Consider the following 26,339-nt stretch of genomic DNA (forward strand, 5'->3'; position numbering starts at 1 on the left):
CGAGCACTACCGAGGAGGCGTCATGCGCTGGGAGAACCTCTCCGTCGAGTCCGACGACCACGCCCGGGCCGACGCCGCGCTGTTCGGCGCGGACGCGGTGACCACCCGGACCTTCGATACGCCGGAGTTCCGCGGGATCACCTTCCACGAGGTGCGGGCCCGCTCGATCCTCAACCGGGTGCCCGGGGCCTCGCGCATGCCCTTCGAGTGGACGGTGAACCCCTACCGCGGCTGCTCGCACGCGTGCGTCTACTGTTTCGCCCGCAAGACGCACAGCTATCTGGACCTCGACACGGGCCTCGGCTTCGACTCCCAGATCGTGGTGAAGGTGAACGCGCCGGAGCTGCTGCGCCGCCAGCTCGGGTCCCGGCGCTGGCAGGGCGAGCACATCGCCATGGGCACCAACGTCGACTGCTACCAGCGCGCGGAGGGCCGCTACCGGCTGATGCCGGGCATCATCGAGGCCCTGCGCGACCACGCGAACCCCTTCTCGATCCTGACCAAGGGCACGCTGATCCTGCGCGACCTGGAGCTGCTGACCCAGGCGGCCGAGGTCACGGACGTCGGCATCTCCGTCTCGGTCGGCTTCACCGACACCGAGCTGTGGCGCACGGTGGAGCCGGGCACCCCGGCGCCGGAGCGGCGCCTGGACGTCGTACGGACCCTCGGGGAGCACGGGATCGGGTGCGGGGTGCTGATGGCGCCGGTGATCCCGTTCCTGAGCGACCATCCGGACCGGCTGCGGGCCACCGTGCGGGCGATCGCGGCCTCCGGGGCCACCTCCGTGACGCCGCTGGTGCTGCATCTGCGGCCCGGCGCCCGGGAGTGGTTCATGGCCTGGCTGGCGCGCGAGCACCCGTATCTGGTGCGCCGCTACGAGCGGCTGTACGCGGACGGCGCCTACGCCCCGAAGTGGTACCAGCGCCGGATCACCCGCCAGGTGCACGAACTCGCCCAGGAGTACGGCATCGGCCCCGCGCGCGGGGGGACGCCGCGCCGGATCCGGGAGCCCGCGCCGGCCCCGGCGGCTCCGTCGGAGCCGACCCAACTCACCCTCATTTGAGAGCATTAGGGCGCATAGAGCGACCCAATGGGGTCAACTCTTGCCAGAACATGTTCTTCCGGGGCCTCTCGCCGGGACGATGCGGCGAGGACCGTGACCCGCGCGGTCCGGAAACCTCCGTCCCGGGAGGACTCCATGCACTACTTGACCCAGCGCGCGGCCGTACTCTGCGGCGCCGCCGTCGTCGCGGCCGGAACACTCACGGCCGCCCCCGCCCAGGCCGGCGCCCCCGGCGCGGACACCGCTCCCGCCGCGGGGCTCGCCTGGAAGAAGTGCGGCACCTCCGACCACCCGACGCTCCAGTGCGCGTCCCTGAAGGTGCCGCTCGACCACACCGATCCGCGCGGGCGGCAGATCACACTGGCGCTGTCCCGCGTCCCGCACACCGCGAAGACGTACCAGGGCCCCCTGCTGGTCAATCCCGGCGGCCCGGGCGGCAGCGGCCGCACCCTCGCCGGATTCGTCGCCTCCACTCTGCCCAAGGCGGTCGCCGCCCAGTACGACGTGATCGGCTTCGACCCGCGCGGGGTGGGCCAGAGCGCCCCCGCCCTGGACTGCGCGCCCCGCCATTTCGCCCCGGTGCGGCCGGATTCGGTGCCGGCCACACCCGCGGTCGAGGCCGCCAACCTCGCGCGCGCGAAGTCGTTCGCGGACGCCTGCCGCACGAAGCACGCGGACGTGCTGCCGTACATGGACACGGTCAGCGCGGCGCGGGACATGGACCGGATCCGCCAGGCGCTGGGCGCCGAGCGGATCTCCTACTTCGGCTACTCGTACGGCACCTACCTCGGCGCGGTCTACGCCCGGCTGTACCCGAAGCAGGTGCGCCGCGCGGTCCTGGACTCGGTCGTCGACCCGACCGGGGTCTGGTACGACAACAACCTCGCCCAGGACCTGGCCTTCGACGACCGCCACCGCGCCTTCATGACGTGGGTGGCCCGGCACGACAGGACGTACGGGCTCGGCACGGACCCGGAGAAGGTCGAGACCGCCTGGTACGCGATGCGGGCGGCGCTGGCGAAGAAGCCGGCGGGCGGCACGGTGGGCGCGGCGGAGCTGGAGGACACCTTCATGCCCGGCGGCTACTACAACGGCTACTGGCCGTATCTCGCCGAGGCGTTCGCGGCGTACGTCAAGGACAAGGACGCGGAGCCGCTCGTCGAGGCGTACGAGGACTTCGGCGCGGTGGACGCCTCCGGCGACAACGGCTACAGCGTCTACACCTCGGTGCAGTGCCGGGACGCCGGCTGGCCGCGCGACTGGAAGGAGTGGCGCGAGGACAACTGGGCGGTGCACGAGAAGGCGCCGTTCATGGCCTGGAACAACGCCTGGTACAACGCGCCGTGCGCATTCTGGCCGACGGACGAGAAGAACGACCCGGTGGACGTGGCCAACGACGCGCTGCCGCCGGTGCTGCTGTTCCAGGCGACCGGGGACGCGGCCACCCCGTACGAGGGCGGTACCACGCTCCACCGGCTGCTGCGCGGCTCCAGCCTGGTGGTCGAGGAGGGCGGCGGGAACCACGGCATCACGCTGAGCGGCAACGCCTGCCTGGACAAGCACCTCGCGGCGTATCTGTCCGACGGCACGGTGCCGCGCGGCGACGGCGAGGCGGACGCGGTGTGCCCGGCGCTGCCGGACCCGAAGCCGCTGAAGGCCAAGACGTCCGCCGCGACGGAGGGGGCGGCCCTGCACCGCCTGCTCGGTTTCCGCCGCTGAGCAACGGGAGGTGACGGCCCGTCGGGGGCGTTGTCAGACCCATGGTCCACGATGGACCCATGACCGAGCTGACCAGGATCCCCGCCCCCGAGGGTGTCGCACCCGCCGCGCAGTACTCCCACGTCGTCATGGGCACCGGCCGCTTCGTGGCGATATCGGGCCAGCTCCCGCTGGACGAGTCCGGCGCGCTGGTCGGCGACGGCGACCCGGCCGCCCAGGCCCACCAGGTCTTCACCAACCTCCAGCACTGCCTGACCGCGGCCGGCGCCACCTGGCACGACGTCGTCAAGCTCACCTACTACGTCACCGACATCGCCCACCTGCCCGCCCTCCGCGCAGCCCGCGCCGCCCACATCCCCGACGACCGCCTCCCCGCCTCCTCCGCCGTCCAGGTCGCCGCCCTGGTGCGCCCCGAGTTCCTGATGGAGGTCGAGGCGTTCGCGGTGGTGCCCGACTGATGGCCGTGCACGGATCACCGCTCCCTGGGATCACCTCCGCTCAGGGATCCGGGCCAGGGCCCGTACCGCGGCCTCGGCCAGGGGTGGGTGGGCCAGGGCCTCGTTGAGGACGGGGCGGGCCCGGGAGTCGGCCAGGGTGCCGAGGCCCTCGACGCAGGCGAGGGCCACGCGGCGGTAGGGGTCGTGCGGGCGCAGGCGGCGTTGCAGGGTGGTGATGAGCGCGGGGACGGACTCGGGGGCCCGGAGTTCCACCAGCAGGCGGACCGGGTGCAGGGCGTAGGCCACGCGGAGTTCGTTGGTGGCGAGGGCGGCCGCCGCGCGGGCGGTGCGCGGGTCGGCGAGCCGGGCCAGGGCGTGGGCCGCGGCGGCGCAGCGCGGCGGGTCGCGGTGGTTGAGGAGCAGGACCAGGGCCTCGAAGGCGCGGCGGTCACCCGCCACGCCCAGGCGGAAGGCGGCCAGTTCGCGGGCCCACAGGGGCTGTCCGGGGGCCGTCAGCACCTCCGCGAGTTCGTCGTGGTCCTCGGTCGCCAGCAGATGCTCGTACGCCGCCGAGGCTCCCGACTCCTGCCGTAAGCGTTCGGTGAGCGCTCGTGACGCTTCGTCCCTGACATCCATGAGGCGAGGGTAGGGGCGATCGGTCGGGCGAGGGACCCGATGCGGGACCCACATCACAAAGACGGGGGACTGGCGCGCTCGTTACCCGCGAGTTAAGCTCAGACGAGCGAGTTACCCGCTCGCACCCCCTCGCGACGGTCTGGTGACGCGGCCGCCGCGAGGAGCAGTCGGTTCGGTACTTCTTCCGTACCTCGATACGACTCGGCCACGGGACAGGGCCGGTCGGTTCACCGCCGCTCGGCGGACGTGTGCACGTCCGCGGCGGTCGGCACCGGGCGTGTGCGCTCGCAGCCCGGCCAACACCCGCACATCTCTCACGCACCCGGTGCGCCCTTCGGCGCACCCGGGCGCGCTTCCCGTCGTCACCCTCATTCCTGGAGTCCCGCGATGGCCGCTCCCCTGTCCGACAGTTCCCTGTCCCCGCTCCAGACCGTCGCCGTCGTCGGCCTCGGCACCATGGGCACCGGCATCGCCGAGGTCCTGGCCAAGGCCGGCCGGAAGGTGGTCGGCATCGACATCAGCGAGGCCCAGGCCGCGCGCTGCGTCGCCGCCCTGGAGGCCTCCACCGCCCGCGCCGTCGAGCGCGGCAGGCTCACCGAGCAGGAGCGCACGGAGGCGCTCGCCCGCGTCCGCACCTCCACCGACCTGCGGGCCGCGGCCGACGCCGACCTGGTCATCGAGGTGGCTCCGGAGTCGTACGAGATCAAGCAGCAGATCTTCCGGGAGCTCGACGGCATCGTCCGGCCCGAGACGATCCTCGCCACCGGCACCAACGCCCTCTCCGTGACCCGCCTGGCCGCCGAGTCCGCCCGCCCCGAACGCGTTCTGGGCCTGCACTTCTTCAACCCGGCGCCGGCGATGAAGCTGGTCGAGGTGGTCTCCTCGGTGCTGACCGCGCCCGCGGCCGTCACCGCGATCACCCAGCTCGCGTACTACCTGGGCAAGGAGCCCGTCGCGGTGGGCGACCGCCCCGGTTTCGTCGCCGACGGCCTGCTGTTCGGCTACCTCAACCAGGCCGCCGCGATGTACGAGGCGAAGTACGCCTCCCGCGAGGACATCGACGCCGCGATGCGGCTGGGCTGCGGACTGCCCATGGGCCCGCTCGCCCTGCTCGACCTCATCGGCATCGACACCGCCCGCACGGTCCTGGAGGCGATGTACGCCGAGTCCCAGGACCGGCTGCACGCCCCCGCGCCGATCCTGAAGCAGCTCAGCGAGGCGGGCCTGACCGGCCGCAAGGCGGGCCGCGGCTTCTACACCTACGAGGCCCCGGGCAGCGCCACCGTCGTGCGGGACGCGCTGACCCCGCTCTCCGGTGGTCTGGGGGTCCCCGGCCGCCCGGTCCGCTCGGTCGGCGTGGCGGGCTCCGGCACGATGGCGTCCGGCATCGCCGAGGTGTTCGCCAAGGCGGGCTACGACGTCGTCCTCGCCGCCCGCAGCGAGGAGAAGGCCGAGGCCGCCAAGGCCCGGATCGGCAAGTCCCTGGCCCGCTCGGTCGACAAGGGCCGGATGACCGCGGAGGCGGCCGCCGAGACCCTGGGGCGGATCACCCCGGCGGGCTCCTACGACGCCTTCGCCGACGTCGACCTGGCCGTCGAGGCGGTCGCCGAGGACCTGGAGGTCAAGCGGCAGCTGTTCGCCGCGCTGGACAAGGTCTGCAAGCCGGGCGCGGTCCTGGCCACCACCACCTCCTCGCTGCCCGTCGTCGCCTGCGCCCGCGCCACCTCGCGCCCGCAGGACGTGATCGGCATGCACTTCTTCAACCCGGCCCCGGCGATGAAGCTGGTCGAGGTGGTCCGCACGGTGCTGACCGCGGACGACGTCCACGCCACGGTCCGCGAGGTCTGCACCAAGATCCGCAAGCACGCCGTGGACTGCGGCGACCGCGCCGGCTTCATCGTGAACGCGCTGCTCTTCCCGTACCTGAACAACGCGATCAAGATGGTCCAGGACCACTACGCCTCGCTCGACGACATCGACGCCGCCATGAAGCTCGGCGGCGGCTACCCGATGGGCCCGTTCGAGCTGCTGGACGTGGTCGGACTGGATGTCTCGCTGGCCATCGAGCGGGTCCTGCACCGCGAGTTCCGCGACCCGGGCCTGGCCCCCGCGCCGCTCCTCGAGCACCTGGTGGCCGCGGGCTGCCTCGGCCGCAAGACGGGCCGCGGCTTCCGCGAATATGCCCGGCGCTGAGCGGCCCGGCGACTGGTTCCGGGCGGGTGCGGAGTGGGGCGGACTCCTCGACCCGGGGAGGCTCACCCAGCCCGCGCCCGCCCGGACTCCCCCGCCCTCCGAGGGCGGGGGAAACCCCGGACCTGCGCAAAAGGCCGCGCACATGCAGTACGTTCGGGTCATGTCCCAGCCCGCCAAGTCCTCCCGTACACCAGCCACGCCCGACGCGCCGGAAAGTGCCGCAGGCAGTCGCGCCGCCGCCCAGCGGCTGAAAATGCGCCGAGAACTGGCGGCCGCGGCGATGGAGCTGTTCGCGACCAAGGGGTACGAGGCGACCACCGTCGACGAGATCGCGGCCGCGGCCGGGGTCGCGCGCCGCACCTTCTTCCGCCACTTCCGTTCCAAGGAAGAGGCGATCTTCCCGGACCACGACGACACCCTGATCCGCGCCGAGGCCGTGCTCAACGCGGCCCCCGCGCACGAGCACCCGCTCGACACGGTGTGCCGCGGGATCAAGGAAGTCATGAAGATGTACGCGGCCCGGCCGGAGATCTCGGTCGCCCGCTACAAGCTGACGCGCGAGGTGCCCACCCTGCGCGAGGCGGAGATCGCGTCGGTGGCCCGCTACGAACGTCTCTTCACCCGCTATCTCCTCGGCCACTTCGACGAGCACGCGCACGACGACGACGCCAACGACGACCCGCTGCTGGCGGAGGTCGCCGCGTCCGCCGTGGTCACGGCCCACAACCACGTGCTGCGGCGCTGGCTGCGGGCGGGTGGCCAGGGCGATGTGGAGGCCCAGCTCGACCACGCCTTCGCGATCGTCCGCAAGACCTTCGGCACCGGGATCATGGCGGGCCGCACGACCGCCCCGACGCCGGCCGCGGCGACGGCCTCCGCGCACGGCGAGGTGCTGGTGACCGTGGCCCGCACCGACGCCCCGCTGGAGGAGGTCATGCGGACCATCGAGGAGGCGCTGAAGGAGCGCTGACCACCCGGTGAAGCAGCGCTGACCTCCTGGCACCGATGTGAGAACGGCCACCCCACGGGGTGGCCGTTTTGCCATGTCAGAGGCGGTTTTCGGGGCTCTTCCCGAAGCCGTTCGATCGATCATCGCTCATCTGTCAAGTAAAGAATTCATTTGAGAGCAACTTCTGGCACGCAGTGCCTTGTCACCTGACACGGCGTGCCATACGTTGATGTTGTCCGGGCGGCCGGAGCACACCGATCCACCGTGCGCCGACTGTCCCCGCGGGCCCATGGCCCGCGCGCCCGGACGCCTGCGTCACAGGCATCCTCCCGCGCCACAAAGCGCTGCCGAACAGCACCACCCGCCGAACCGACGGCACCCACACCCTCATCCCTCAGCAGCACCGACGTAACCCTCAGCGCCCCTCCCTCAAGGGCGCTCATCGCCGGAGGCAATACCGTGACCGTGAAGGACATTCTGGACGCGATCCAGTCCCCCGAGGCCACTTCGGCCGACTTCGCCAACCTGGCGCTCCCCGAGTCGTACCGCGCGATCACCGTCCACAAGGACGAGGTCGAGATGTTCGCGGGCCTGGAGACCCGCGACAAGGACCCGCGCAAGTCGATCCACCTGGACGAGGTCCCGGTTCCCGAGCTCGGTCCGGGCGAGGCCCTGGTGGCCGTCATGGCCTCCTCGGTCAACTACAACTCGGTGTGGACCTCGATCTTCGAGCCGGTGTCCACGTTCGCCTTCCTGGAGCGCTACGGCAGGCTTTCGCCGCTCACCAAGCGCCACGACCTGCCGTACCACATCATCGGCTCCGACCTGGCCGGCGTCGTCCTGCGCACCGGCCCCGGCGTCAACGCCTGGAAGCCCGGCGACGAGGTCGTCGCCCACTGCCTCAGCGTCGAGCTGGAGTCCCCCGACGGCCACGACGACACCATGCTCGACCCCGAGCAGCGCATCTGGGGCTTCGAGACCAACTTCGGCGGCCTGGCGGAGATCGCGCTGGTCAAGACCAACCAGCTCATGCCGAAGCCCCAGCACCTCACCTGGGAGGAGGCCGCCGCCCCGGGCCTGGTCAACTCCACCGCCTACCGCCAGCTGGTCTCCCGCAACGGCGCGGCGATGAAGCAGGGCGACAACGTCCTGATCTGGGGCGCGAGCGGCGGTCTCGGCAGTTACGCCACCCAGTTCGCCCTCGCCGGCGGCGCCACCCCGATCTGCGTCGTCTCCTCGCCGGAGAAGGCCGAGATCTGCCGGAAGATGGGCGCCGAGCACGTCATCGACCGCAACGCCGAGGGCTACAGGTTCTGGAAGGACGAGCACACCCAGGACCCCAAGGAGTGGAAGCGCTTCGGCAAGCGCATCCGCGAACTCACCGGCGGCGAGGACATCGACATCGTCTTCGAGCACCCCGGCCGTGAGACCTTCGGCGCCTCGGTCTACGTCACCCGCAAGGGCGGGACCATCACCACCTGCGCCTCCACCTCGGGCTACATGCACGAGTACGACAACCGCTACCTGTGGATGTCGCTGAAGCGGATCATCGGCTCGCACTTCGCCAACTACCGCGAGGCCTACGAGGCCAACCGCCTCATCGCCAAGGGCAAGATCCACCCCACGCTGTCGAAGACGTACAGCCTGGAGGACACCGGCCAGGCCGCCTACGACGTCCACCGCAACCTGCACCAGGGCAAGGTCGGCGTGCTGTGCCTGGCGCCCGAGGAGGGCCTGGGCGTCCGCGACGAGGAGCTGCGCGCCCAGCACATCGACGCCATCAACCGCTTCCGGAACATCTGAGAGCCGCAGATGACAGAGCGTCAGAAGGACCGGCCGTGGCTCATGCGGACGTACGCGGGGCACTCGACCGCCGAGGCGTCCAACGAGCTGTACCGGCGCAACCTCGCCAAGGGCCAGACGGGTCTGTCGGTCGCCTTCGACCTGCCGACCCAGACCGGCTACGACTCCGACCACATCCTCGCCCGCGGCGAGGTCGGCCGGGTCGGGGTGCCCGTCGCGCACCTCGGTGACATGCGCCGGCTGTTCCAGGACATCCCCTTGGAGCAGATGAACACCTCGATGACGATCAACGCCACGGCCATGTGGCTGCTGGCGCTCTACCAGGTCGTCGCCGAGGAGCAGGGCGCGGACATCACCAAGCTCCAGGGGACGACCCAGAACGACATCGTCAAGGAGTACCTGTCCCGGGGCACCCACGTGTTCCCGCCGGGGCCGTCGCTCCGCCTGACGACGGACATGATCGCGTACACGGTCTCCCACATCCCGAAGTGGAACCCGATCAACATCTGCAGCTACCACCTGCAGGAGGCGGGCGCCACGCCGGTGCAGGAGATCGCGTACGCGATGTCCACCGCGATCGCGGTCCTGGACGCCGTGCGCGACTCCGGCCAGGTGCCGCAGGAGCGCATGGGCGACGTCGTCGCCCGCATCTCCTTCTTCGTCAACGCGGGTGTCCGCTTCGTCGAGGAGATGTGCAAGATGCGGGCGTTCGGCCGCATCTGGGACAGGATCACGCGCGAGCGGTACGGCATCGAGAACCCCAAGCAGCGCCGCTTCCGCTATGGCGTCCAGGTCAACTCCCTCGGTCTGACCGAGGCACAGCCGGAGAACAACGTCCAGCGGATCGTGCTGGAGATGCTGGCGGTGACCCTGTCCAAGGACGCCCGCGCCCGCGCCGTCCAACTCCCGGCCTGGAACGAGGCGCTGGGCCTCCCCCGCCCCTGGGACCAGCAGTGGTCGCTGCGCATCCAGCAGGTGCTCGCCTACGAGAGCGACCTGCTGGAGTACGACGACATCTTCGAGGGCTCGAAGGTGATCGAGGCGAAGGTCTCCGAGCTGGTCGAGGCGTCGCTGGCCGAGATCGAGCGGATCCAGGAGATGGGCGGCGCGATGGCCGCCGTCGAGTCCGGCTACCTCAAGTCGCAGCTGGTCGCCTCGCACGCCGAGCGCCGCGCGCGGATCGAGTCCGGCCAGGAGAAGATCGTCGGCGTCAACATCTTCGAGTCGACCGAGCCGAACCCCCTGACCGCCGACCTGGACACGGCGATCCAGACGGTCGACCCGGCCGTCGAGGCCCGCGTCATCGAGTCCCTCCAGCACTGGCGCGACACCCGCTACCAGCCGCCCTTCAACCACCCGCGCCCCTGCAAGGCGCTGGAGCGGCTGAAGGAGGCCGCGCGGGGCACCGACAACCTCATGGAGGCCACCCTGGAGTGCGCCCGCGCCGGTGTCACGACCGGCGAGTGGGCCGGGGCCCTGCGCGAGGTGTTCGGCGAGTTCCGGGCGCCCACGGGCGTCTCGTCGGCGCCGGTGGCGATCCCCGCCGAGGAGGGCTCCAAGCTGGCCGAGGTGCGCCGCAAGGTGGAGCTGACCGCCCGGGAGATGGGCGTCGGCAAGCTGCGCTTCCTGGTCGGCAAGCCGGGCCTGGACGGGCACTCCAACGGCGCCGAGCAGATCGCCGTGCGGGCCCGCGACGCGGGCTTCGAGGTGGTCTACCAGGGCATCCGGCTGACGCCGGAGCAGATCGTGGACGCCGCCCTCGCCGAGGACGTGCACGCGGTCGGCCTGTCCATCCTCTCCGGCTCCCACGCGCAGCTGGTGCCGGACGTGCTCGAACGGCTCCGTGTGGCCGGTGCCACAGATATCCCGGTGATCGCAGGTGGCATCATCCCCAACGGTGACGCCGAACAGCTGCGCGCCGCCGGAGTGGCCGCGGTCTTCACCCCGAAGGACTTCGACATCACCGGAATCATCGGCCGCATCGTCGACGAGATCCGGACAGCGAACAAGCTCGACCCCCTGGAGGTCCCCGCATGACCGTCAACCGTCTGCGTCCCCGCCGCTCCTGTCTCGCGGTGCCGGGAAGCAACCCGCGCTTCCTGGAGAAGGCGCAGGGCCTCCCGGCGGACCAGGTCTTCCTCGACCTGGAGGACGCGTGCGCGCCGCTCGCCAAGCCCGAGGCGCGGCACACCATCGTGAAGTTCCTCAACGAGGGCGACTGGACCGGCAAGACGCGTGTGGTGCGCGTCAACGACTGGACGACCGAGTGGACGTACCGCGACGTCGTCACGGTCGTCGAGGGCGCCGGCCCGAACCTCGACTGCATCATGCTGCCGAAGGTGCAGAACGCCGAGCAGATCGTCGCGCTCGACCTCCTCCTGACCCAGATCGAGAAGACCATGGGCTTCGAGGTCGGCCGGATCGGCATCGAGGCGCAGATCGAGAACGCGCAGGGCCTGAACAACGTCAACGCGATCGCGCAGGCCTCCCCGCGCATCGAGACGATCATCTTCGGCCCGGCCGACTTCATGGCGTCGATCAACATGAAGTCGCTGGTCGTGGGCGAGCAGCCGCCCGGCTACCCGGCGGACGCCTACCACTACATCCTGATGAAGATCCTCATGGCGGCCCGCGCCAACAACCTCCAGGCGATCGACGGCCCCTACCTCCAGATCCGCAACGTCGACGGCTTCCGCGAGGTCGCCGGCCGCGCCGCCGCGCTCGGCTTCGACGGCAAGTGGGTGCTGCACCCCGGCCAGGTCGACGCGGCGAACGAGGTCTTCTCCCCCTCGCAGGAGGACTACGACCACGCCGAGCTGATCCTGGACGCGTACGAGTACTACACGTCCGAGGCGGGCGGCAAGAAGGGCTCGGCGATGCTCGGCGACGAGATGATCGACGAGGCCAGCCGGAAGATGGCCCTGGTCATCGCGGGCAAGGGCCGCGCCGCCGGCATGCGGCGCACCAGCACGTTCGAGATCCCGGAGGCGTGACGGCCATGCAGTTCGGACGGACCTACGAGGAGTTCGAGGTCGGGGCGACGTACAAGCACTGGCCGGGCAAGACGGTCACCGAGTACGACGACCACCTGTTCTGTCTCCTCACCATGAACCACCACCCGCTCCACATGGACGTGAACTATGCGGAGAAGACGACGGACTTCGGCAAGAACGTCGTCGTCGGGAACTACATCTACTCCCTGCTGCTCGGCATGAGCGTGCCGGACATCTCCGGCAAGGCGATCGCCAACCTGGAGATCGAGTCGCTCAAGCACGTGGCGCCGACCTTCCACGGCGACACGATCTACGGCGAGACGACCGTGCTCGACAAGTGGCCGTCGAAGTCGAAGAACGACCGCGGCATCGTCTACGTCGAGACCAAGGGCTACAAGCAGGACGGCACGCTGGTCTGCGTGTTCCGCCGCAAGGTGATGGTGCCCACCGAGACGTACATCAAGGAGCGCGGCGGCGAGCAGCCGGGCCGCCCCCAGCTCAAGGAGCAGGAGAAGTAACCATGGCCCGCCTCGCCCAGACCCACGGCCTCACGGACGTCCAGCAGGAGATCCTCTCCACGGTCCGCGACTTCGTGGACAAGGAGATCATCCCGGTCGCGACGGAGCTGGAGCACCGCGACGAGTACCCGCAGCAGATCGTGGACGGCCTGAAGGAGCTGGGCCTGTTCGGTCTGATGATCCCCGAGGAGTACGGGGGTCTGGGCGAGTCGCTGCTGACGTACGCGCTGTGCGTGGAGGAGATCGCCCGCGGCTGGATGTCGGTCTCCGGCATCATCAACACGCACTTCATTGTGGCGTACATGCTCAAGCAGCACGGCACGCAGGAGCAGAAGGACCACTTCCTGCCGAGGATGGCGGCCGGCGACATCCGCGGCGCCTTCTCGATGTCGGAGCCGGGCCTGGGCTCCGATGTGTCGGCCATCACGTCGAAGGCGGTCAAGGACGGCGACGAGTACGTCCTCACCGGTCAGAAGATGTGGCTGACGAACGGCGGTACGTCGTCCCTGGTGGCCGTCCTCGTCCGAAGTGACGAAGGACACCCCGAGGGCACGGCCCCGCACAAGTCGATGACGACCTTCCTGATCGAGAAGGAGCCGGGCTTCGGCGAGGTCCGCCCGGGTCTGACGATCCCCGGCAAGATCGACAAGATGGGCTACAAGGGCGTCGACACCACCGAGCTGATCATGGATGGCCTGCGGCTTCCCGCCGACCGGGTGCTCGGCGGGGTCACCGGACGCGGTTTTTACCAGATGATGGACGGCGTCGAGGTCGGCCGCGTCAACGTCGCGGCGCGTGGTTGCGGCGTCGCTCAGCGTGCGTTCGAACTGGGTGTCCAGTACGCCCAGCAGCGTCACACTTTCGGCAAGCCGATCGCCCAGCACCAGGCCATCCAGTTCAAGCTGGCGGAGATGGCTACCAAGGTCGAGGCCGCCCATGCCATGATGGTGAACGCAGCGCGCAAAAAGGACTCCGGGGAGCGAAACGACCTCGAAGCAGGGATGGCGAAGTACCTCGCCTCCGAGTACTGCAAGGAGGTCGTGGAAGATGCCTTCCGGATCCACGGCGGCTACGGCTTCTCCAAGGAGTACGAGATCGAGCGCCTCTACCGCGAGGCCCCGATGCTGCTCATCGGTGAAGGTACCGCCGAGATCCAGAAAATGATCATCGGGCGCAGGTTGCTCGAAGAGTATCGATTCCAGGGCTGATTGCCCGGAACGGGGTGTTTTCTTCGAGAAGAAGATCACACCCCGTAGGCACTCTTCGGCCGCCGACTCGGCTTCCTGCCTTACCCAGTTGTGGCGGTTAGCCGCTACGATCGCCGGAAAGCCGCCGTCCCCCGTCAGAAGCGCGGCATCATCCGCTACGAAGGTCATCCATGCCCCACAGCCAAACCTCTGCACCTCGCGACAGCCGAGTCGGCGTACGCCTCGCGCGCGGAGCATCGCCGTGGCTTCTCCCGACCGTCGCCACCGCAGCCCTCAGCCTGGCCCGGGCCCGCCGCTCCGGCGCCGCCAAGGCCGTCGCCGTTCCCGCCACCGCGCTCGCGGCGGGGATGCTGTGGTTCTTCCGCGACCCCGAGCGCGAGATCGCCCAGGGCCGGGTCATCTCGCCCGCCGACGGTGTGGTGCAGAGCATCATGCCGTGGAAGGACGGGCGCACCCGCGTCGCGATCTTCATGAGCCCGCTCAACGTCCACGTCAACCGCGCGCCGCTGGCCGGCACGGTGACGTCGGTGGAGCACGTCCCGGGCGGCTTCGTTCCCGCTTTCAACAAGGAGAGCGAGAACAACGAGCGGGTCGTGTGGCACTTCGACACCGAGCTGGGCGACATCGAGATGATCCAGATCGCCGGCGCGGTGGCCCGCCGTATCGTCCCCTACATCCCGCAGGGCACCAAGGTCGAGCAGGGCGACCGGATCGGTCTGATCCGCTTCGGCTCCCGCGTCGACCTGTACCTGCCCGAGGGCGTCGAGGTCGCGGTGGAGGTCGGCCAGAAGACAGTGGCTGGGGTGACTCGCATTGACCGTGACTGATCCGGAGGCGCAGCCGGGCTGGGTCCCCGAGGCCATCGAGGACGACGAGGAGGAGATGCCGCTCTCGCTCCGCCTGTCGATAGCGGACACCCTCACCCTCGGCAACGCCACGTGCGGCTTCATGGCGGTGTACTTCACCACCACCGGCATCCTGATCCCGCACCTCACGGGCAGCCAGGAGACCGGCATGGCCCGCCACAGCGCGGCCACCGCGGTGATCCTCATGCTGTGCGCGGCGGTCTTCGACCTGTTCGACGGCCTGGTGGCGCGCAAGCTGCGCTCCTCCCCCATGGGCGCCGAGCTGGACAACCTGTCGGACCTGATCAGCTTCGGCCTGGCCCCGGCGTACTTCGTCCTGGTCTACGGCATGGTCGCGAACGACGCGCACCAGCGGGTGGCGGCGGTCGGCGCGATCGTCGTACTCCTGGCGGTCGTACTCAGGCTGGCGAGATTCTCCTGCGTGACGATGAAGGACGGCATGTTCCAGGGCATGCCATCGCCGTTCGGCGCGCTGACGGTGGTCTCGATCGTCCTGCTGGAGCTGCCCTTCGAGGCGACGCTGCTGGCGGTCCTCGGCACGGCGTGGCTGATGGTCAGCCGGGTCGAGTACCCGAAGCCGCGCGGCCCGCTGGCGGTGGCGATGCTGGCCTGGATCGTCTCCGCGATGGGTCTTCTCGCTGCCTGGGCCTTCGACGCCCCCGGCGGCCAGCTCCTCCTCCAGGCCGGCTGCGCGCTCCAGCTGGTCCTCGGCGCGGTGATCCCGCTGTTCGCCACGGCCCGCCGGGTGAACAACTTCCGCGACAACCGCCGCGAGGCGCGGGCGGCACAGCTTCCGTAGCGGTCGTAGCGGTCATACGACGCCGAAGGGCCCCGAACCGGGTGGTTCGGGGCCCTTCGCATGTCCAGGGAGAAAGTTTTGAGGACGAGGCCCGTTCAGGGCCGAAGCGGGGGTCCGGGGGCGGCAGCCCCCGGGGACGGGAAGGGTAGGGGCGGCGGGGGCGAAAACCTCCCGGCCCCGCCCCGCCACGGCCTCAGCTCAGGAAGTCACGGGCGATGGACTCCGCCACCCGCTCCAGAATCGGCCCCGCCTCGGCGATGCACTTCGCCACGTCCGGCTCCACCTCCGTGAGCGGGTACGCCCGGCGGATCCCGGCACGCCCCAGCACCTCGGGCGCCAGCGCCAGCCGCCCGCACACCGCGACGACCTCCTTGCCCGTCGCCCGCGCCGCCGCGGCGACGCCCGCCGGCGCCTTGCCGTGCAGGGTCTGCTCGTCCAGCGACCCCTCACCGGTGATCACCAGATCGGCCCGCTCCAGCGCCGGTGCGAACCCGAGCACGTCCAGCATGACCTCGATACCGGGCCGGAAGCGGGCCCCGACCAGCAGCGCGCCGTAGCCGATACCGCCGGCCGCGCCCGCGCCCGGCGACTCGGCGTACTCCGCGGCCTTCGCACCGACGCCGGGCGTCTCGGCGAGCACCTTCGCGTAGTGCGCGAGCGCCGCGTCCAGGGCGGCCACGTCGTCCGGGGAGGCGCCCTTCTGCGGGCCGTAGACCGCCGGGGCGCCCTTCGGGCCGGTCAGCGGGTTGTCGACGTCGCTGGCGAGCACCAGCTCGATGTCCGCGAGGCGCGGGTCGAGACCGGACAGGTCCGCGGAGGCGAGCGCGCTCAGGCCCCCGCCGCCGGGCGGCACCGGCTCCCCGTCGGCGTCCAGGAAGCGCGCCCCGAGCGCGGCCAGCATGCCCGCGCCGCCGTCCGTGGTCGCGCTCCCGCCGACGCCGAACACGATCGTGCGCGCCCCGGCGTCCAGCGCGGCGCGCAGCAGCTCGCCGGAGCCGTAAGTGGAGGCGGTCAGCGGGGCGAAGACCCCGGCGGGCAGCCGCTGCAGCCCGCTGGCCTCGGCCATCTCCACGACCGCGGTGTCCCCGCGCAGCGCGTACGCGGCGGTCACCTCGTCGCCGAGCGGCCCCGCGACCCGCACCTCGCGGCGTTCGAACCCGGCGGCGACCGCCGCGGCCACGGTGCCGTCGCCGCCGTCGGCCACGGGCATCGCCTCGACCGCGAGGTCCGGTACGATCCGGCGCAGCCCGGCGGTGACCCGCTCGGCGACCTCCACGGCCGTCAGCGAGCCCTTGAACTTGTCCGCGGCGATGAGCACCCTGCGGGCGCCGTCCAGTGCAGCGTCAGCCACCTTGCTTTTCCCCTTGCTCTCCGAGCCTTGCGCACGTCAAGGCAGTCGCGCCGCTGCGACCTTAACCTCCAGGCGCCCTCGCCGTCATGCCCCTGCCCGGAGCGTGGAACGCCCCGGGCCGCCCCGGTGGAAGGGAGCGGGAAACGGGTAAACCGGAAATTATGACCTCTGTGGGCAGCGAAGCCCCGACCCCCGTCCTCACCGGCCCGGACCTCGCCGACCGGGTCCTCGGCGGCTGGCTCGGCCGGATCGCGGGCAACATGCTGGGCAAACCGGTCGAGCAGGGCGAGGTGTGGACGCGCGAGCGCATCGACCGCTATCTGCGCCGCACGGACGCCCTGCCGCTGACCGACTACCTCCCCGAGCCGCCCGCCGGCGACGACCTGCCGCCGCTGCGCCCGGAGTGGCGCGACTGCGTGCGCGGCCGCGTCCACGGCAGCTGCCGCGACGACGACGTCGACTACGCGATCCTCGGCCTGCACCTGCTGGAGACGCACGGCTTCGGCTTCAGCACCGAGCAGGTCGGCGACCTGTGGCTGCTGCGGCTGCCGTACCTCCAGACCTTCACGGCGGAGCGCGCGGCCTACCGCAACCTCGCGAACGGGCTGAGGCCGCCGCTGACCGCGACGTACGACAATCCGTACCAGGAGTGGATCGGCGCCCTGATCCGTGCCGACATCCACGGCTGGACCTGCCCCGGCGTCCCCCGCCAGGCCGCCTCGCTGGCCCGCCGGGACGCGGTGCTCTCGCACACCGGCAACGGCGTCTACGGCGCGATGTGGGCGGCGGCGCTGATCTCCGCCGCGTTCACCGCGCCCACCGTCCGCGACGCCCTCGACACGGCGCTGACCGTCGTCCCGGCGAGCAGCCGGCTGGCGCGCACCGTGCGCCGGGTGATGTCGCTGCACGACACCCGGATGAGCTGGGAGGACACCCTGGCGACGGTGTCCGAGGAGACCGCCGGGGCGCACTGGATCCACGTCGTGCCGAACGCGGCCGTGCTCACCGCCGGGCTGCTCTACGGCGGCGGCGACTTCACCCGCACCATCGCGCTCACCGTCCGCGGCGGTCTCGACACCGACTCCAACGGGGCCACGGCGGGCTCGGTGGCGGGCGTCCTCACCGGCGCCGCGGCCATCCCCGGCCAGTGGAAGGACCCGCTGGAGGACACGGTGCGCAGCGCGGTCTTCGGCTTCGACGGGGTGCGGATCAGCGAGCTGGCGGAGCGCACGGTGCGGCTGGCGCGCGCGAGGGCGTAGGGCGGCGCGATCCGGGGCCACGCGCGCCGGAGAAGGCGGGACCGCGCGCTGGTTACCCTTCCAGGATGACCCACACTCCTGACTTCGCCGCGTACATCGCCGGTCTGCCCCGGGTACTCGCCGGAGCCGCCGCGCTCTTCCGGGACGCCGAGGGGCGGGTGCTGCTCGTCGAGCCCAACTACCGGGACGGCTGGGCGCTGCCCGGCGGCACCGTCGAGTCCGACGACGGCGAGACCCCGCGCCAGGGCGCGCGCCGCGAGACCGCCGAGGAGATCGGCCTGGACCGCACGCTGGGCCGGCTGCTCGCGGTGGACTGGGTGCAGGGCCCGCTCCGGCCCCCGCTGGTGGCGTACCTCTACGACGGCGGGGTGCTCGACGAGGACGACTTCAAGGCGATCCGGCTGCAGGAGGAGGAACTGTTGTCCTGGCGGCTGGTGCCCCGCGAGGAACTGACCGACTACCTGCCGGGCGAGCTGGGCCACCGGGTGCTGGCCGCCCTGGACGTGCTGGCGGACGGCTCGGGTCCGGTGGAGCTGGAGAACGGGCGCCCGGTGGTCGCGGACTGACGCGGCCCGTCGGACGCGGCCTGACGCGGCCCGGCGGTCACGGACCGACGCGGGCACGCGGCCCCGCGGTCACGGACTGCCGCGCCCGGCGGTCAGCCCTCTTCGCGCGGCTTGATCTCGATCTCGCGCAGGGCCTCGTCCCGGGCGGCGACCCTGGCCTCGGTGCGGTGGCCGCGCTCGACGTAGTCGCGCAGCACGAGTTCCACGGCGTCCTGGGGGCTGCCGACGCCGGCGAGCACCATGGCTTCCACGACGAGTTCGGCATCGAGCGACACGGTGACCTTGGCCATGCGCGGACCCTAGCACCGCACCCGGCCGCTCGGATATCCGTTCGCCTCGGTGCCCCGCCCGCCCTACGCTCGGCGGCATGAGCGGACCCCTCGTCGCCCTGCTGACCGGCGCCGGCATCTCCACCGACTCCGGTATCCCCGACTACCGCGGCCCCAACGGGCTGTGGCGACGGGACCCGGAGGCCGAGAAGCTGGTGACCTACGAGTACTACATGGGCGATCCGGAGATCCGCCGCCGCTCCTGGCAGATGCGGCGGCAGAACAGGACACTGGACGCCCGGCCGAACGCCGCGCACCGGGCGGTGGCCGAGCTGGAGCGGTCCGGGGTCCCCGTACGCGTGATCACCCAGAACGTGGACGGCCTGCACCAGCTCGCCGGAATGCCCGACCGCAAGGTCCTCGAACTCCACGGCACCGCCCGCCGTTACGTGTGCACGACGTGCCACGCCCGCGGCCCGATGGAGGACGCGCTCGCCCGGATCGACGCCGGGGAGGCGGATCCGCCGTGCCCGGAGTGCGGCGGGATCCTGAAGCCGGCGACGGTGATGTTCGGCGAACGCCTCGACCCCATGGTCCTCGGCGAGGCCGTCGCCGTCACCAAGGCGTGCCAGGTCTTCATCGCCGTCGGCACCAGCCTCCAGGTGCAGCCCGCCGCCGGCCTCGCGGGCGTCGCCGCCGACCACGGCGCCCGCCTGATCATCGTCAACGCCGAGCCGACACCGTACGACGACCTGGCCGACGAGGTGATCCGGGAGCCGATCGGCACGGCCCTGCCCGCACTGCTCCGCGAACTCGGCGGCGAGGGGAGGGAAGCGCGCGCGTGACGGCCCCCTACCACGAGGACGACGACCGTGGCCGGCTGCGCGGGGTGTTCGCCGTTCCGCTGACCCTGCTCACCCTCGTCTCCGCGTTCTTCTGCTGGGCTGCGCTGATCACCCGGCCGAACGGCCCATGGGACGACGGCGCGTACGCCGCTGTCGTCCTCTCCTGCCTGCTCGCCGTCGGGGCATCCGCCGCGGCCACGGCGCTGTGGCTGTTTCCGTCGGTGCGACGCGTCATGGGAGGGGCGTGGGTGGTGCCGGCCCTGGTGCTGGGCGGGGTGGCGGCCGTGCGGTGGGCGCTGCTGGACGGCTAGCGGTCCGCGGGTTTCAGAACAGCGCGGTGCCGCGCTCGAAGTCCAGCAGGCGGCGTTTGCGGTCCAGGCCGCCGCCGTAGCCGGTGAGGCTGCCGTCGGTGCCGACGACGCGGTGGCAGGGGACGATGATGCCGATCGGGTTCCTGCCGTTGGCGAGGCCGACCGCGCGGGAGGCCTTGGGGTTGCCGAGGGCGGCGGCGAGTTGGCCGTACGTGCGGGTCTCGCCGTACGGGATGGTGCGCAGGTGCTCCCAGACGGTGCGCTGGAACGGGGTGCCGTGCAGGCTGAGCGGGAGGGTGAACTCGGTCAGCTCGCCCGCGAAATAGGCCTCGAGCTGTTCCTCCGCCTCGGCGAAGGGGCGCTCGTCGAGGGCGCCGAAGGTCTCCTCGGGCGGGCGGTGGCGCTGGTTCTCCATGTAGACGCCGCACAGGGCGCCGTCGTCGGCGACCAGGGTCAGCGGGCCGTACGGGCTGTCGATCACGGTGTGCTGTCTCATGGAACGTCCTCAGACCGGAAGGAAGTTGATCGGGTGGCTGTCCGTCGCCCACAGGTACTGGACGGCGTACGCCCGCCACGGCCGCCAGGCCGTCGCACGGGCGGTGAGCGCCGCCGGTGTGGAGGGCAGGCCCAGGTCGCGGGCGGCGCGGCGGATGCCGAGGTCGGTGGGGAGGAAGGCGTCGGGGTCGCCGAGGGCGCGCATGGCGATGACGTCGGCCGTCCAGGGGCCGAAGCCGGGCAGGGCGAGGAGTTTGGCGCGGGCTTCGGGCCAGTCGCTTTCCACGCCCAAGTGGAGGGATCCGTCGGCGAGTTGGCGGACGAGGGTGGTGAACGTGGTGCGGCGGGTGCGGGGCATCGCCAGGTGCTCCGGGTCGACGGCGGCGAGTGCGTCCGGCGCCGGGAAGAGGTGCGTGAGGCCGCCTTCCGGGTCGTCGATCCGCTCGCCGTGCGCGCTGACCAGGCGGGCCGCGTGGGTGCGGGCGGCGGCCGTGGAGACCTGCTGGCCGAGCACCGCGCGTACGGCGAACTCGGCCTCGTCGACGGTGCGCGGGACGCGTCGGCCGGGCGCCTTGTCGACCAGCGGGGCAAGGACCGGGTCGGCGCGCAGCTGGTCGTCGACGGCGACCGGGTCGGCGTCCAGGTCGAGCATGCGGCGGCAGCGGCTGATGGCGACGGGCAGGTCGCGCAGGTCGGTGAGGGTGAGGCGGCAGGCGATGTGGTCCGGCTTCGGGGTCAGGGCGACGATGCCGTGGCCGTACGGCAGGCGCAGGGTGCGGCGGTAGGCGCCGGTGGGGGTACCGCCCACGCCTTTAGGGCTGTGGGGGAGCCACTCTTCGACGCCGGGGACGGCGGTGGCCGCGAGGTGGCCGAAGAGGTTGTCGGGGTGGAGCGGGGCGCGGAAGGGGAGGCGGAGGGAGATCGCGCCCGGGGTGCCCTCCGCAAGGGCCCCGCTCTTCCTGGGTGCCCGGGCACGTAGTTCGCTCGGGGTGAGGGCGAAGACCTCGCGGACGGTGTCGTTGAAGGTGCGGATGGAGGCGAAGCCGGCGGCGAAGGCGATCTCCGCCATGGGCAGGGCCGTCGTCTCGATCAGCAGGCGGGCCGTCTGCGCCCGTTGGGCGCGGGCCAGGGCGAGCGGGCCGGCGCCCAGCTCGGCGAGCAGCTGGCGTTCGATCTGCCGGGTGCTGTAGCCGAGCCGGGCGGCGAGGCCGGGGACGCCCTCGCGGTCCACGACGCCGTCGCCGATCAGCCGCATGGCGCGGGCGACGAGGTCGGCGCGCTGGTTCCACTCCGGGGAGCCGGGGCTGGTGTCCGGGCGGCAGCGCTTGCAGGCCCGGAAGCCGGCCTGCTGGCAGGCGGCCGCGCTCGGGTGGAACACCATGTTCTCCGGCTTGGGCGGCACGACCGGGCAGCTGGGCCGGCAGTAGATCCGGGTGGTCAGGACGGCGGTGAAGAACCAGCCGTCGAACCGGGCATCCTTGGACTGGACGGCGCGCACGCAGCGCTCGGTGTCGGTGTGCATCCCCATCTGCATGCGTCCAGCATCCGGTACCGGACGCATGCGGGCTGGCGAGATTCCGACATCAACCTCGGCTGTCCTGGACCGTCCCGGATCGCCACGCGGACTCGCGCAGCAGCCGCAGCCCGTTCAGGCCGACCAGCACGGTCGAACCCTCGTGACCGGCGACGCCGAGCGGCAGCGGGAGGTGGCCGACCAGGTCCCAGACGACCAGGACGGTGATGAACGTACCGGCGATGACCAGGTTCTGCACCACCAGGCGGCGGGCGGCGCGGGACAGGCGGACGACCGCCGGGACGGTGGCGAGTTCGTCGCGGACGATCACCGCGTCGGCGGTCTCGAGCGCCAGGTCGGAGCCGGCGCGGCCCATCGCGATACCGGAGTGGGCGGCGGCGAGGGCGGGGGCGTCGTTGACGCCGTCGCCGACGAACAGCACCTTGCGGCCGGCCTCCTGGATCTCGCGTACGGCCTTCACCTTGTCCTCCGGCAGCAGCTCCGCACGGACGTCGGTGAGTCCGGTGGCCTCGGCGACGCGGGCGGCGGTGTGCGCGTTGTCGCCGGTGAGCAGGACCGGGGCGGTGCCGGTGAGGGCGGTGAGGGCGGCGGTGGTCGACGCTGCGTCGGGGCGCAGGCGGTCGGTGAGGGCGAGGGTGCCGACGGGGGTGCCGTCGCGGGTGACGGTGACGACGGTGGCGCCTCGGTGTTCGCCGGATACGACATCCTCGCTGCCGGATACGGAGAGCTGGCGGTCGGCGTATACAGCATCCTGCGTACGGCCGACCGTCACCCGCCGACCGTCCACCGTCGCCGTGACCCCCTGCCCCGGCGTCGCCACGAAGTCCTCCGCCGTCGCGACCGGCAGCTCCCGGGCCCGCGCCGCCGCCACGATCGCCCGGGCCAGCGGGTGCTCGCTGGGGTGCTCCGCCGCCGCGGCCAGGGCCAGCAGCTGCTCCTCGTCGAGCCCGGAGCCGGGCAGCGGCCGTACGGCCGTGACCTCGGGGGCGCCTTCGGTGAGGGTGCCGGTCTTGTCGAGGGCGGCGGTGTCGACCTCGCCGAGGCGTTCCATCGCGACGGCCGACTTGACCAGCACACCGTGGCGGCCGGCGTTGGCGATGGCGGACAGCAGCGGGGGCATGGTGGCGAGCACGACCGCGCACGGCGACGCGACGATCATGAAGGTCATCGCGCGGAGCAGGGCGTCGGTGAGGTTCTCGCCGAACGCGAGGGGGACGGCGAAGACGGCGAGGGTGGCGGCGACCACGCCGACGGCGTAGCGCTGTTCGATCTTCTCGATGAACAGCTGCGTGGGCGCCTTGGTGCGGGAGGCCTCCTCGACCAGGGTGACGATCCGGGCGATGACCGAGTCGGCCGGATCGCGGTCGACGCGGACGCGCAGCGAGCCGGTGCCGTTGAGGGTGCCGGCGAAGACCTCGTCGCCGGGGCGCTTGACGACCGGGAGGGGTTCGCCGGTGATGGTGGCCTGGTCGGCCTCGCTGACACCGTCCAGGACGGTGCCGTCGGCGCCGATCCGCTCCCCCGGGCGGATGAGCAGGATGTCGCCGACGGCCAGGTCGCCGGCCGGCACGGTCTCCTCGGTGCCGTCGTCGCGGACGCGGGTCGCGGTGGTGGGGGCGAGGTCGAGCAGGCCGCGCACCGAGTCGGCGGTGCGGGCGGTGGCCAGGGCCTCCAGGGCGCCGGAGGTGGCGAAGATGACGATCAGCAGGGCGCCGTCGAGGACCTGGCCGATCGCGGCGGCGCCCAGGGCGGCGACGATCATCAGCAGGTCGACGTCGAGCGTCTTCTCGCGCAGGGCGCGCAGCCCTTCGAGGGCCGGCTCCCAGCCGCCGGCGACATAGGCGACCGCATACAGGATCCCGTAGGTCCAGACGGGCGCGCCGCCGAGATCGAGCGCGAGTCCCAGCAGGAAGGCGACCAGCGCGGCGAGCGCCCAGCGGGCCTCGGGGAGGGCGAGGACGCGGGTGCGGCGGCGGGGCGCCGTCAGGGTGCGGGCAGGGGTCGGTTGGGGAGCAAGAGTCGCGGACACGCGCCACACCATACAGGAACACATGAAGACTCATTCATTCGTTCATGTACGGTGAGTAAGATACCCGCCATGGGTCATGGAGCCGTCACCACCGCGCAGAGCGCCCCCGAGCGCGTCCGTCTCGACGCGGACAACGTCGCGAAGGTGGCCACCACGCTCCAGGCGCTCTCCACCCCCTCCCGGCTGCTGATCCTCGCCCGGCTGCGCGAAGGTCCGCTGCCGGCCACCGAGTTGGCCGCCGAGGTGGGCATGGAGCAGTCGGCCTGCTCGCACCAGCTGCGGCTGCTGCGCAATCTGGGCCTGGTCGTGGGCGAGCGCCGCGGCCGGTCGGTGGTGTACGCGCTGCACGACCACCATGTCGCCGAACTCCTCGACCAGGCCGTGTACCACGTGGAGCATCTGCGCCTGGGGATCAGCGACTCGGCCGAGTAGCGGGGGTCCACGCGGCCAGCGCCCAGAGGACGAACATGTCGATCACCATCATGACGAGGGACCACAGGGGCGCGTACGGCAGGAACAGGAACTGCGCGACCAGGCTGAGCGAGGTCAGGAAGATCCCGGTGAACCGCGCCCAGGCGGCGCCGCTGAGCACGCCCCAGCCCGTGGCGGCCACGAGGGCGCCCAGGACGACGTGGATCCAGCCCCAGCCGGTGAGGTCGAGTTCGTAGACGTAGCTGCCGATACGGCCGTAGACGTCGTCCTCGGCGATGGCCGCGATGCCCTGGAGCACGGCCAGCACACCGCCGCACAGCATCAGCACCCCGGCGAAGGTGACGCCGCCGGACACCCAGTCGCTCTGCCGTGCGGGCCCGGAGCGCCCGGGGCCGCGCTCGGAGCGCCGGTCGGCCGTCCACGCGGTGCCGATCTCGCCCTCCGGGGGCCGATCCGGCTGCCCCTCCTGGCCTGTCCGTCCTGTCTCTTCACTCATGGGGAACAGCAGATCGCGGCGGCGGGGCGGCGGCGAGCGGTGCGGGCCCGTTCGGGTGAGCTCGGGCTTCCGGCCGCTAGAAGTTGATCATGTGTCCGGCGAGTCCGTGCACGGCCTCCTTGAGGGCCTCGCCCAGCGTCGGGTGGGCGTGCACGTTGCGGGCGACCTCGTGGACCGTGAGGTCCCACTGCTGGGCCAGGGTCAGCTCCGGCAGCAGCTCGGTGACGTCGGGGCCGATCAGGTGGCCGCCGATCAGCTCGCCGTACTGCGCGTCGCTGATGAGCTTCACGAAGCCGGTGGTGTCGCCGAGGCCGTGCGCCTTGCCGTTGGCGGTGAAGGGGAACTTGGCGACCTTGACGTCGTGGCCGAGGTCGCGGGCCTGGGCCTCGGTGTAGCCGAAGCTGGCGATCTGGGGCTGGCAGTAGGTGGCGCGGGGGATCATCACGTAGTCGAGTTCCATGGTCTCGGCGTCCGCGATGGTCTCCGCGGCGACCACGCCCATCGCCTCGGCGGCGTGCGCGAGCATCAGCTTCGCGGTGACGTCGCCGATGGCGTAGAGGTGCGGGACGGAGGTGCGGCAGCGGGCGTCGACGTCGATCGCGCCCCGCTCGGTGAGCCGGACGCCGGTGTTCTCCAGGCCGTACCCCTCGACGTTCGGGCCGAAGCCGAGGGCCTGGAGCACCTTGTCGGCCTCCAGGATCCGCTGGGAGCCGTCCTTGGCGGTGACGGTGACCCGGACCTGCGGGCCGGACTCGTCGATGGCGTCGACACGGGTGGAGGTGAGCACGTCGATGCCGAGGCGGCGGTACTGCTTGGCGAGTTCGGCGGAGACGTCGGCGTCCTCGGTGGGGGCGACGCGGTCCAGGAACTCGACGACGGTGACCTTCACGCCGTAGTTGTGCAGGACGTAGGCGAACTCGATGCCGATGGCGCCGGCGCCCGCGATGATGATGGACCTCGGCAGGTCCTCGGCGAGGATCTGCTCCTCGTAGGTGACCACGCGCGCGCTGCGCTTGGTGCCGGGCAGCAGCTTCGGTGTGGCGCCCGTGGCGATGATGCAGTTCTCGAAGCCGATGGTGCGGGTGGTGCCCTCGTAGTCGGTGACCTGGAGGGTGTGCGGGTCGAGGAAGGTGCCGCGGCCGTCGAACTCCGTGATCTTGTTCTTCTTCATCAGGTAGTGGACGCCCTTGACCCGGCCGTCGGCGACCCGGCGGCTGCGCCGGAACGCCTCCCCGTAGTCGAGGGTGATCGGCGCGTCCGACCTGATGCCGAAGGTCTTCGCCTCGCGGGTGACGATGTGCGCGAGCTCGGCGTTGCGCAGCAGGGCCTTGGTGGGGATGCAGCCGACGTTGAGACAGACGCCGCCCCAGTACTTCTCCTCGACGACGGCGACGCTCCTGCCCAGCTGGGCGGCGCGGATGGCGGCGACGTACCCGCCGGGGCCGGCGCCGAGTACGACGACGTCGAAGCGCTCGTCCTGCTCAACCATGCGCGAGGTCCCTTTCGGTGCGGTCGGACGTTTCCTGCGGTCGGACGTTTCGTTCGGATTGTTCCGTCCCGCACCGCTC

The 26,339-nt window shown here is 71.6% G+C and carries 25 protein-coding genes; 17 read left to right on the forward strand and 8 right to left on the reverse strand.

The genetic code is table 11. The annotated features are described in order from the left end of the window. Positions 1–22 precede the first annotated feature (22 nt). The 3 genes from ACZ42A_RS06410 to ACZ42A_RS06420 all read left to right on the forward strand — a co-directional run bounded on the left by ACZ42A_RS06410 (position 23) and on the right by ACZ42A_RS06420 (position 3,240). On the forward strand, positions 23–1,063 hold the full coding sequence (locus ACZ42A_RS06410) for an Rv2578c family radical SAM protein (protein ID WP_468525980.1): 1,041 nt from the start codon (positions 23–25) through the stop codon (positions 1,061–1,063). A 135-nt stretch (positions 1,064–1,198) separates the two neighbouring features. Beyond that, complete coding sequence (locus tag ACZ42A_RS06415) at positions 1,199–2,782, forward strand: alpha/beta hydrolase (protein ID WP_468525981.1); 1,584 nt, start codon at positions 1,199–1,201, stop codon at positions 2,780–2,782. Between the two features lie 59 nt (positions 2,783–2,841). Then, positions 2,842–3,240, forward strand: a complete 399-nt coding sequence (locus ACZ42A_RS06420; RefSeq protein WP_468525982.1) for a RidA family protein — start codon at positions 2,842–2,844, stop codon at positions 3,238–3,240. Positions 3,241–3,270: 30 nt separating this feature from the next. On the opposite strand, the gene ACZ42A_RS06425 is transcribed toward ACZ42A_RS06420, so the two are convergent. Then, on the reverse strand, positions 3,271–3,855 hold the full coding sequence (locus tag ACZ42A_RS06425; protein WP_468525983.1) for an adenylosuccinate lyase: 585 nt from the start codon (positions 3,853–3,855) through the stop codon (positions 3,271–3,273). Between the two features lie 387 nt (positions 3,856–4,242). On the opposite strand from ACZ42A_RS06425, the gene ACZ42A_RS06430 reads away from it, so the two are divergent. The 9 genes from ACZ42A_RS06430 to pssA all read left to right on the forward strand — a co-directional run bounded on the left by ACZ42A_RS06430 (position 4,243) and on the right by pssA (position 15,184). Continuing rightward, positions 4,243–6,048, forward strand: a complete 1,806-nt coding sequence (locus ACZ42A_RS06430; protein ID WP_468525984.1) for a 3-hydroxyacyl-CoA dehydrogenase family protein — start codon at positions 4,243–4,245, stop codon at positions 6,046–6,048. Between the two features lie 160 nt (positions 6,049–6,208). Continuing rightward, positions 6,209–7,018: a TetR family transcriptional regulator gene (locus ACZ42A_RS06435; RefSeq protein ID WP_468525985.1), complete on the forward strand. Its 810-nt coding sequence runs from the start codon at positions 6,209–6,211 to the stop codon at positions 7,016–7,018. Between the two features lie 444 nt (positions 7,019–7,462). Further along, positions 7,463–8,800: a crotonyl-CoA carboxylase/reductase gene (gene ccrA, locus ACZ42A_RS06440; RefSeq protein ID WP_468526151.1), complete on the forward strand. Its 1,338-nt coding sequence runs from the start codon at positions 7,463–7,465 to the stop codon at positions 8,798–8,800. Positions 8,801–8,809: 9 nt separating this feature from the next. Next, on the forward strand, positions 8,810–10,837 hold the full coding sequence (locus ACZ42A_RS06445) for a protein meaA (RefSeq protein WP_468525986.1): 2,028 nt from the start codon (positions 8,810–8,812) through the stop codon (positions 10,835–10,837). Beyond that, complete coding sequence (locus tag ACZ42A_RS06450; protein ID WP_468525987.1) at positions 10,834–11,793, forward strand: HpcH/HpaI aldolase/citrate lyase family protein; 960 nt, start codon at positions 10,834–10,836, stop codon at positions 11,791–11,793. The genes ACZ42A_RS06445 and ACZ42A_RS06450 overlap by 4 nt, the downstream gene beginning before the upstream one ends. 5 nt (positions 11,794–11,798) lie before the next feature. Beyond that, positions 11,799–12,311 (forward strand): MaoC family dehydratase, encoded by a 513-nt coding sequence (locus ACZ42A_RS06455; RefSeq protein ID WP_468525988.1) that lies wholly within the window; start codon positions 11,799–11,801, stop codon positions 12,309–12,311. A gap of 2 nt (positions 12,312–12,313) precedes the next feature. Beyond that, positions 12,314–13,519, forward strand: coding sequence for an acyl-CoA dehydrogenase family protein (locus ACZ42A_RS06460; protein WP_468525989.1), 1,206 nt, complete (start codon positions 12,314–12,316; stop codon positions 13,517–13,519). 170 nt (positions 13,520–13,689) lie between these two features. Further along, positions 13,690–14,346 carry a phosphatidylserine decarboxylase gene (locus ACZ42A_RS06465; RefSeq protein WP_468525990.1) on the forward strand — a complete coding sequence of 219 codons (657 nt, stop codon included), beginning with the start codon at positions 13,690–13,692 and terminating at the stop codon, positions 14,344–14,346. After that, complete coding sequence (gene pssA, locus ACZ42A_RS06470) at positions 14,333–15,184, forward strand: CDP-diacylglycerol--serine O-phosphatidyltransferase (RefSeq protein WP_468525991.1); 852 nt, start codon at positions 14,333–14,335, stop codon at positions 15,182–15,184. The genes ACZ42A_RS06465 and pssA overlap by 14 nt, the downstream gene beginning before the upstream one ends. Before the next feature lie 193 nt (positions 15,185–15,377). On the opposite strand, the gene ACZ42A_RS06475 is transcribed toward pssA, so the two are convergent. After that, entirely contained in the window at positions 15,378–16,520 is a 1,143-nt protein-coding gene (locus ACZ42A_RS06475; RefSeq protein WP_468526152.1) for a glycerate kinase, read from the reverse strand. 176 nt (positions 16,521–16,696) lie between these two features. On the opposite strand from ACZ42A_RS06475, the gene ACZ42A_RS06480 reads away from it, so the two are divergent. Together ACZ42A_RS06480 and ACZ42A_RS06485 are read left to right on the forward strand one after the other, a co-directional pair. Beyond that, positions 16,697–17,794, forward strand: coding sequence for an ADP-ribosylglycohydrolase family protein (locus ACZ42A_RS06480; protein ID WP_468525992.1), 1,098 nt, complete (start codon positions 16,697–16,699; stop codon positions 17,792–17,794). A gap of 65 nt (positions 17,795–17,859) precedes the next feature. Further along, positions 17,860–18,360 (forward strand): NUDIX domain-containing protein, encoded by a 501-nt coding sequence (locus tag ACZ42A_RS06485; RefSeq protein WP_468525993.1) that lies wholly within the window; start codon positions 17,860–17,862, stop codon positions 18,358–18,360. 92 nt (positions 18,361–18,452) lie between these two features. Here the strand turns inward: ACZ42A_RS06485 and ACZ42A_RS06490 are convergent, their stop codons facing one another. Beyond that, positions 18,453–18,650, reverse strand: coding sequence for a type II toxin-antitoxin system VapB family antitoxin (locus ACZ42A_RS06490; RefSeq protein WP_468525994.1), 198 nt, complete (start codon positions 18,648–18,650; stop codon positions 18,453–18,455). Positions 18,651–18,727: 77 nt separating this feature from the next. Here ACZ42A_RS06490 and ACZ42A_RS06495 point away from each other — a divergent pair, with 77 nt between their 5' ends. Next, the gene (locus ACZ42A_RS06495; protein ID WP_468525995.1) at positions 18,728–19,474 is read left to right on the forward strand and encodes an SIR2 family NAD-dependent protein deacylase; all 747 of its coding nucleotides are present in this window, start codon (positions 18,728–18,730) and stop codon (positions 19,472–19,474) included. Next, complete coding sequence (locus ACZ42A_RS06500; protein ID WP_468525996.1) at positions 19,471–19,785, forward strand: hypothetical protein; 315 nt, start codon at positions 19,471–19,473, stop codon at positions 19,783–19,785. Before ACZ42A_RS06495 ends, ACZ42A_RS06500 begins: the two co-directional genes overlap by 4 nt. Positions 19,786–19,798: 13 nt before the next feature. Here ACZ42A_RS06500 and ACZ42A_RS06505 read toward each other — a convergent pair whose 3' ends face one another. Genes ACZ42A_RS06505 through ACZ42A_RS06515 form a run of 3 tightly spaced genes read right to left on the reverse strand, consistent with a single transcriptional unit; the run spans position 19,799 to position 23,855 of the window. Beyond that, on the reverse strand, positions 19,799–20,281 hold the full coding sequence (locus ACZ42A_RS06505; protein ID WP_468525997.1) for a methylated-DNA--[protein]-cysteine S-methyltransferase: 483 nt from the start codon (positions 20,279–20,281) through the stop codon (positions 19,799–19,801). Positions 20,282–20,290: 9 nt separating this feature from the next. Further along, complete coding sequence (locus ACZ42A_RS06510) at positions 20,291–21,814, reverse strand: AlkA N-terminal domain-containing protein (protein ID WP_468525998.1); 1,524 nt, start codon at positions 21,812–21,814, stop codon at positions 20,291–20,293. 49 nt (positions 21,815–21,863) lie between these two features. Further along, positions 21,864–23,855, reverse strand: coding sequence for a heavy metal translocating P-type ATPase (locus ACZ42A_RS06515; RefSeq protein WP_468526153.1), 1,992 nt, complete (start codon positions 23,853–23,855; stop codon positions 21,864–21,866). Positions 23,856–23,912: 57 nt separating this feature from the next. Between ACZ42A_RS06515 and ACZ42A_RS06520 the strand changes: the two genes are divergently transcribed. Further along, the gene (locus tag ACZ42A_RS06520) at positions 23,913–24,275 is read left to right on the forward strand and encodes an ArsR/SmtB family transcription factor (RefSeq protein ID WP_468525999.1); all 363 of its coding nucleotides are present in this window, start codon (positions 23,913–23,915) and stop codon (positions 24,273–24,275) included. Here the strand turns inward: ACZ42A_RS06520 and ACZ42A_RS06525 are convergent. Both ACZ42A_RS06525 and lpdA read right to left on the reverse strand, forming a co-directional pair. Then, on the reverse strand, positions 24,256–24,771 hold the full coding sequence (locus ACZ42A_RS06525) for a DUF7144 family membrane protein (RefSeq protein WP_468526000.1): 516 nt from the start codon (positions 24,769–24,771) through the stop codon (positions 24,256–24,258). The genes ACZ42A_RS06520 and ACZ42A_RS06525 overlap by 20 nt on opposite strands. Before the next feature lie 76 nt (positions 24,772–24,847). Next, positions 24,848–26,260 (reverse strand): dihydrolipoyl dehydrogenase, encoded by a 1,413-nt coding sequence (gene lpdA, locus ACZ42A_RS06530; RefSeq protein WP_468526001.1) that lies wholly within the window; start codon positions 26,258–26,260, stop codon positions 24,848–24,850. Positions 26,261–26,339 lie beyond the last annotated feature (79 nt).

This window comes from Streptomyces sp. NPDC030838 (assembly GCF_055572035.1).

Excerpts from the sequence above, each read along its gene's own strand:
- ACZ42A_RS06410 (WP_468525980.1), top strand. The coding sequence starts at position 23 with ATGCGCTGGGAGAACCTCTCCGTCGAGTCCGACGACCACGCCCGGGCC.
- ACZ42A_RS06415 (WP_468525981.1), top strand. The coding sequence starts at position 1,199 with ATGCACTACTTGACCCAGCGCGCGGCCGTACTCTGCGGCGCCGCCGTC.
- ACZ42A_RS06420 (WP_468525982.1), top strand. The coding sequence starts at position 2,842 with ATGACCGAGCTGACCAGGATCCCCGCCCCCGAGGGTGTCGCACCCGCC.
- ACZ42A_RS06425 (WP_468525983.1), bottom strand. The coding sequence starts at position 3,855 with ATGGATGTCAGGGACGAAGCGTCACGAGCGCTCACCGAACGCTTACGG.
- ACZ42A_RS06430 (WP_468525984.1), top strand. The coding sequence starts at position 4,243 with ATGGCCGCTCCCCTGTCCGACAGTTCCCTGTCCCCGCTCCAGACCGTC.
- ACZ42A_RS06435 (WP_468525985.1), top strand. The coding sequence starts at position 6,209 with ATGTCCCAGCCCGCCAAGTCCTCCCGTACACCAGCCACGCCCGACGCG.
- ACZ42A_RS06445 (WP_468525986.1), top strand. The coding sequence starts at position 8,810 with ATGACAGAGCGTCAGAAGGACCGGCCGTGGCTCATGCGGACGTACGCG.
- ACZ42A_RS06450 (WP_468525987.1), top strand. The coding sequence starts at position 10,834 with ATGACCGTCAACCGTCTGCGTCCCCGCCGCTCCTGTCTCGCGGTGCCG.
- ACZ42A_RS06455 (WP_468525988.1), top strand. The coding sequence starts at position 11,799 with ATGCAGTTCGGACGGACCTACGAGGAGTTCGAGGTCGGGGCGACGTAC.
- ACZ42A_RS06460 (WP_468525989.1), top strand. The coding sequence starts at position 12,314 with ATGGCCCGCCTCGCCCAGACCCACGGCCTCACGGACGTCCAGCAGGAG.
- ACZ42A_RS06465 (WP_468525990.1), top strand. The coding sequence starts at position 13,690 with ATGCCCCACAGCCAAACCTCTGCACCTCGCGACAGCCGAGTCGGCGTA.
- ACZ42A_RS06480 (WP_468525992.1), top strand. The coding sequence starts at position 16,697 with ATGACCTCTGTGGGCAGCGAAGCCCCGACCCCCGTCCTCACCGGCCCG.
- ACZ42A_RS06485 (WP_468525993.1), top strand. The coding sequence starts at position 17,860 with ATGACCCACACTCCTGACTTCGCCGCGTACATCGCCGGTCTGCCCCGG.
- ACZ42A_RS06490 (WP_468525994.1), bottom strand. The coding sequence starts at position 18,650 with ATGGCCAAGGTCACCGTGTCGCTCGATGCCGAACTCGTCGTGGAAGCC.
- ACZ42A_RS06495 (WP_468525995.1), top strand. The coding sequence starts at position 18,728 with ATGAGCGGACCCCTCGTCGCCCTGCTGACCGGCGCCGGCATCTCCACC.
- ACZ42A_RS06505 (WP_468525997.1), bottom strand. The coding sequence starts at position 20,281 with ATGAGACAGCACACCGTGATCGACAGCCCGTACGGCCCGCTGACCCTG.
- ACZ42A_RS06510 (WP_468525998.1), bottom strand. The coding sequence starts at position 21,814 with ATGCAGATGGGGATGCACACCGACACCGAGCGCTGCGTGCGCGCCGTC.
- ACZ42A_RS06515 (WP_468526153.1), bottom strand. The coding sequence starts at position 23,855 with ATGGTGTGGCGCGTGTCCGCGACTCTTGCTCCCCAACCGACCCCTGCC.
- ACZ42A_RS06520 (WP_468525999.1), top strand. The coding sequence starts at position 23,913 with ATGGGTCATGGAGCCGTCACCACCGCGCAGAGCGCCCCCGAGCGCGTC.
- ACZ42A_RS06525 (WP_468526000.1), bottom strand. The coding sequence starts at position 24,771 with ATGAGTGAAGAGACAGGACGGACAGGCCAGGAGGGGCAGCCGGATCGG.
- lpdA (WP_468526001.1), bottom strand. The coding sequence starts at position 26,260 with ATGGTTGAGCAGGACGAGCGCTTCGACGTCGTCGTACTCGGCGCCGGC.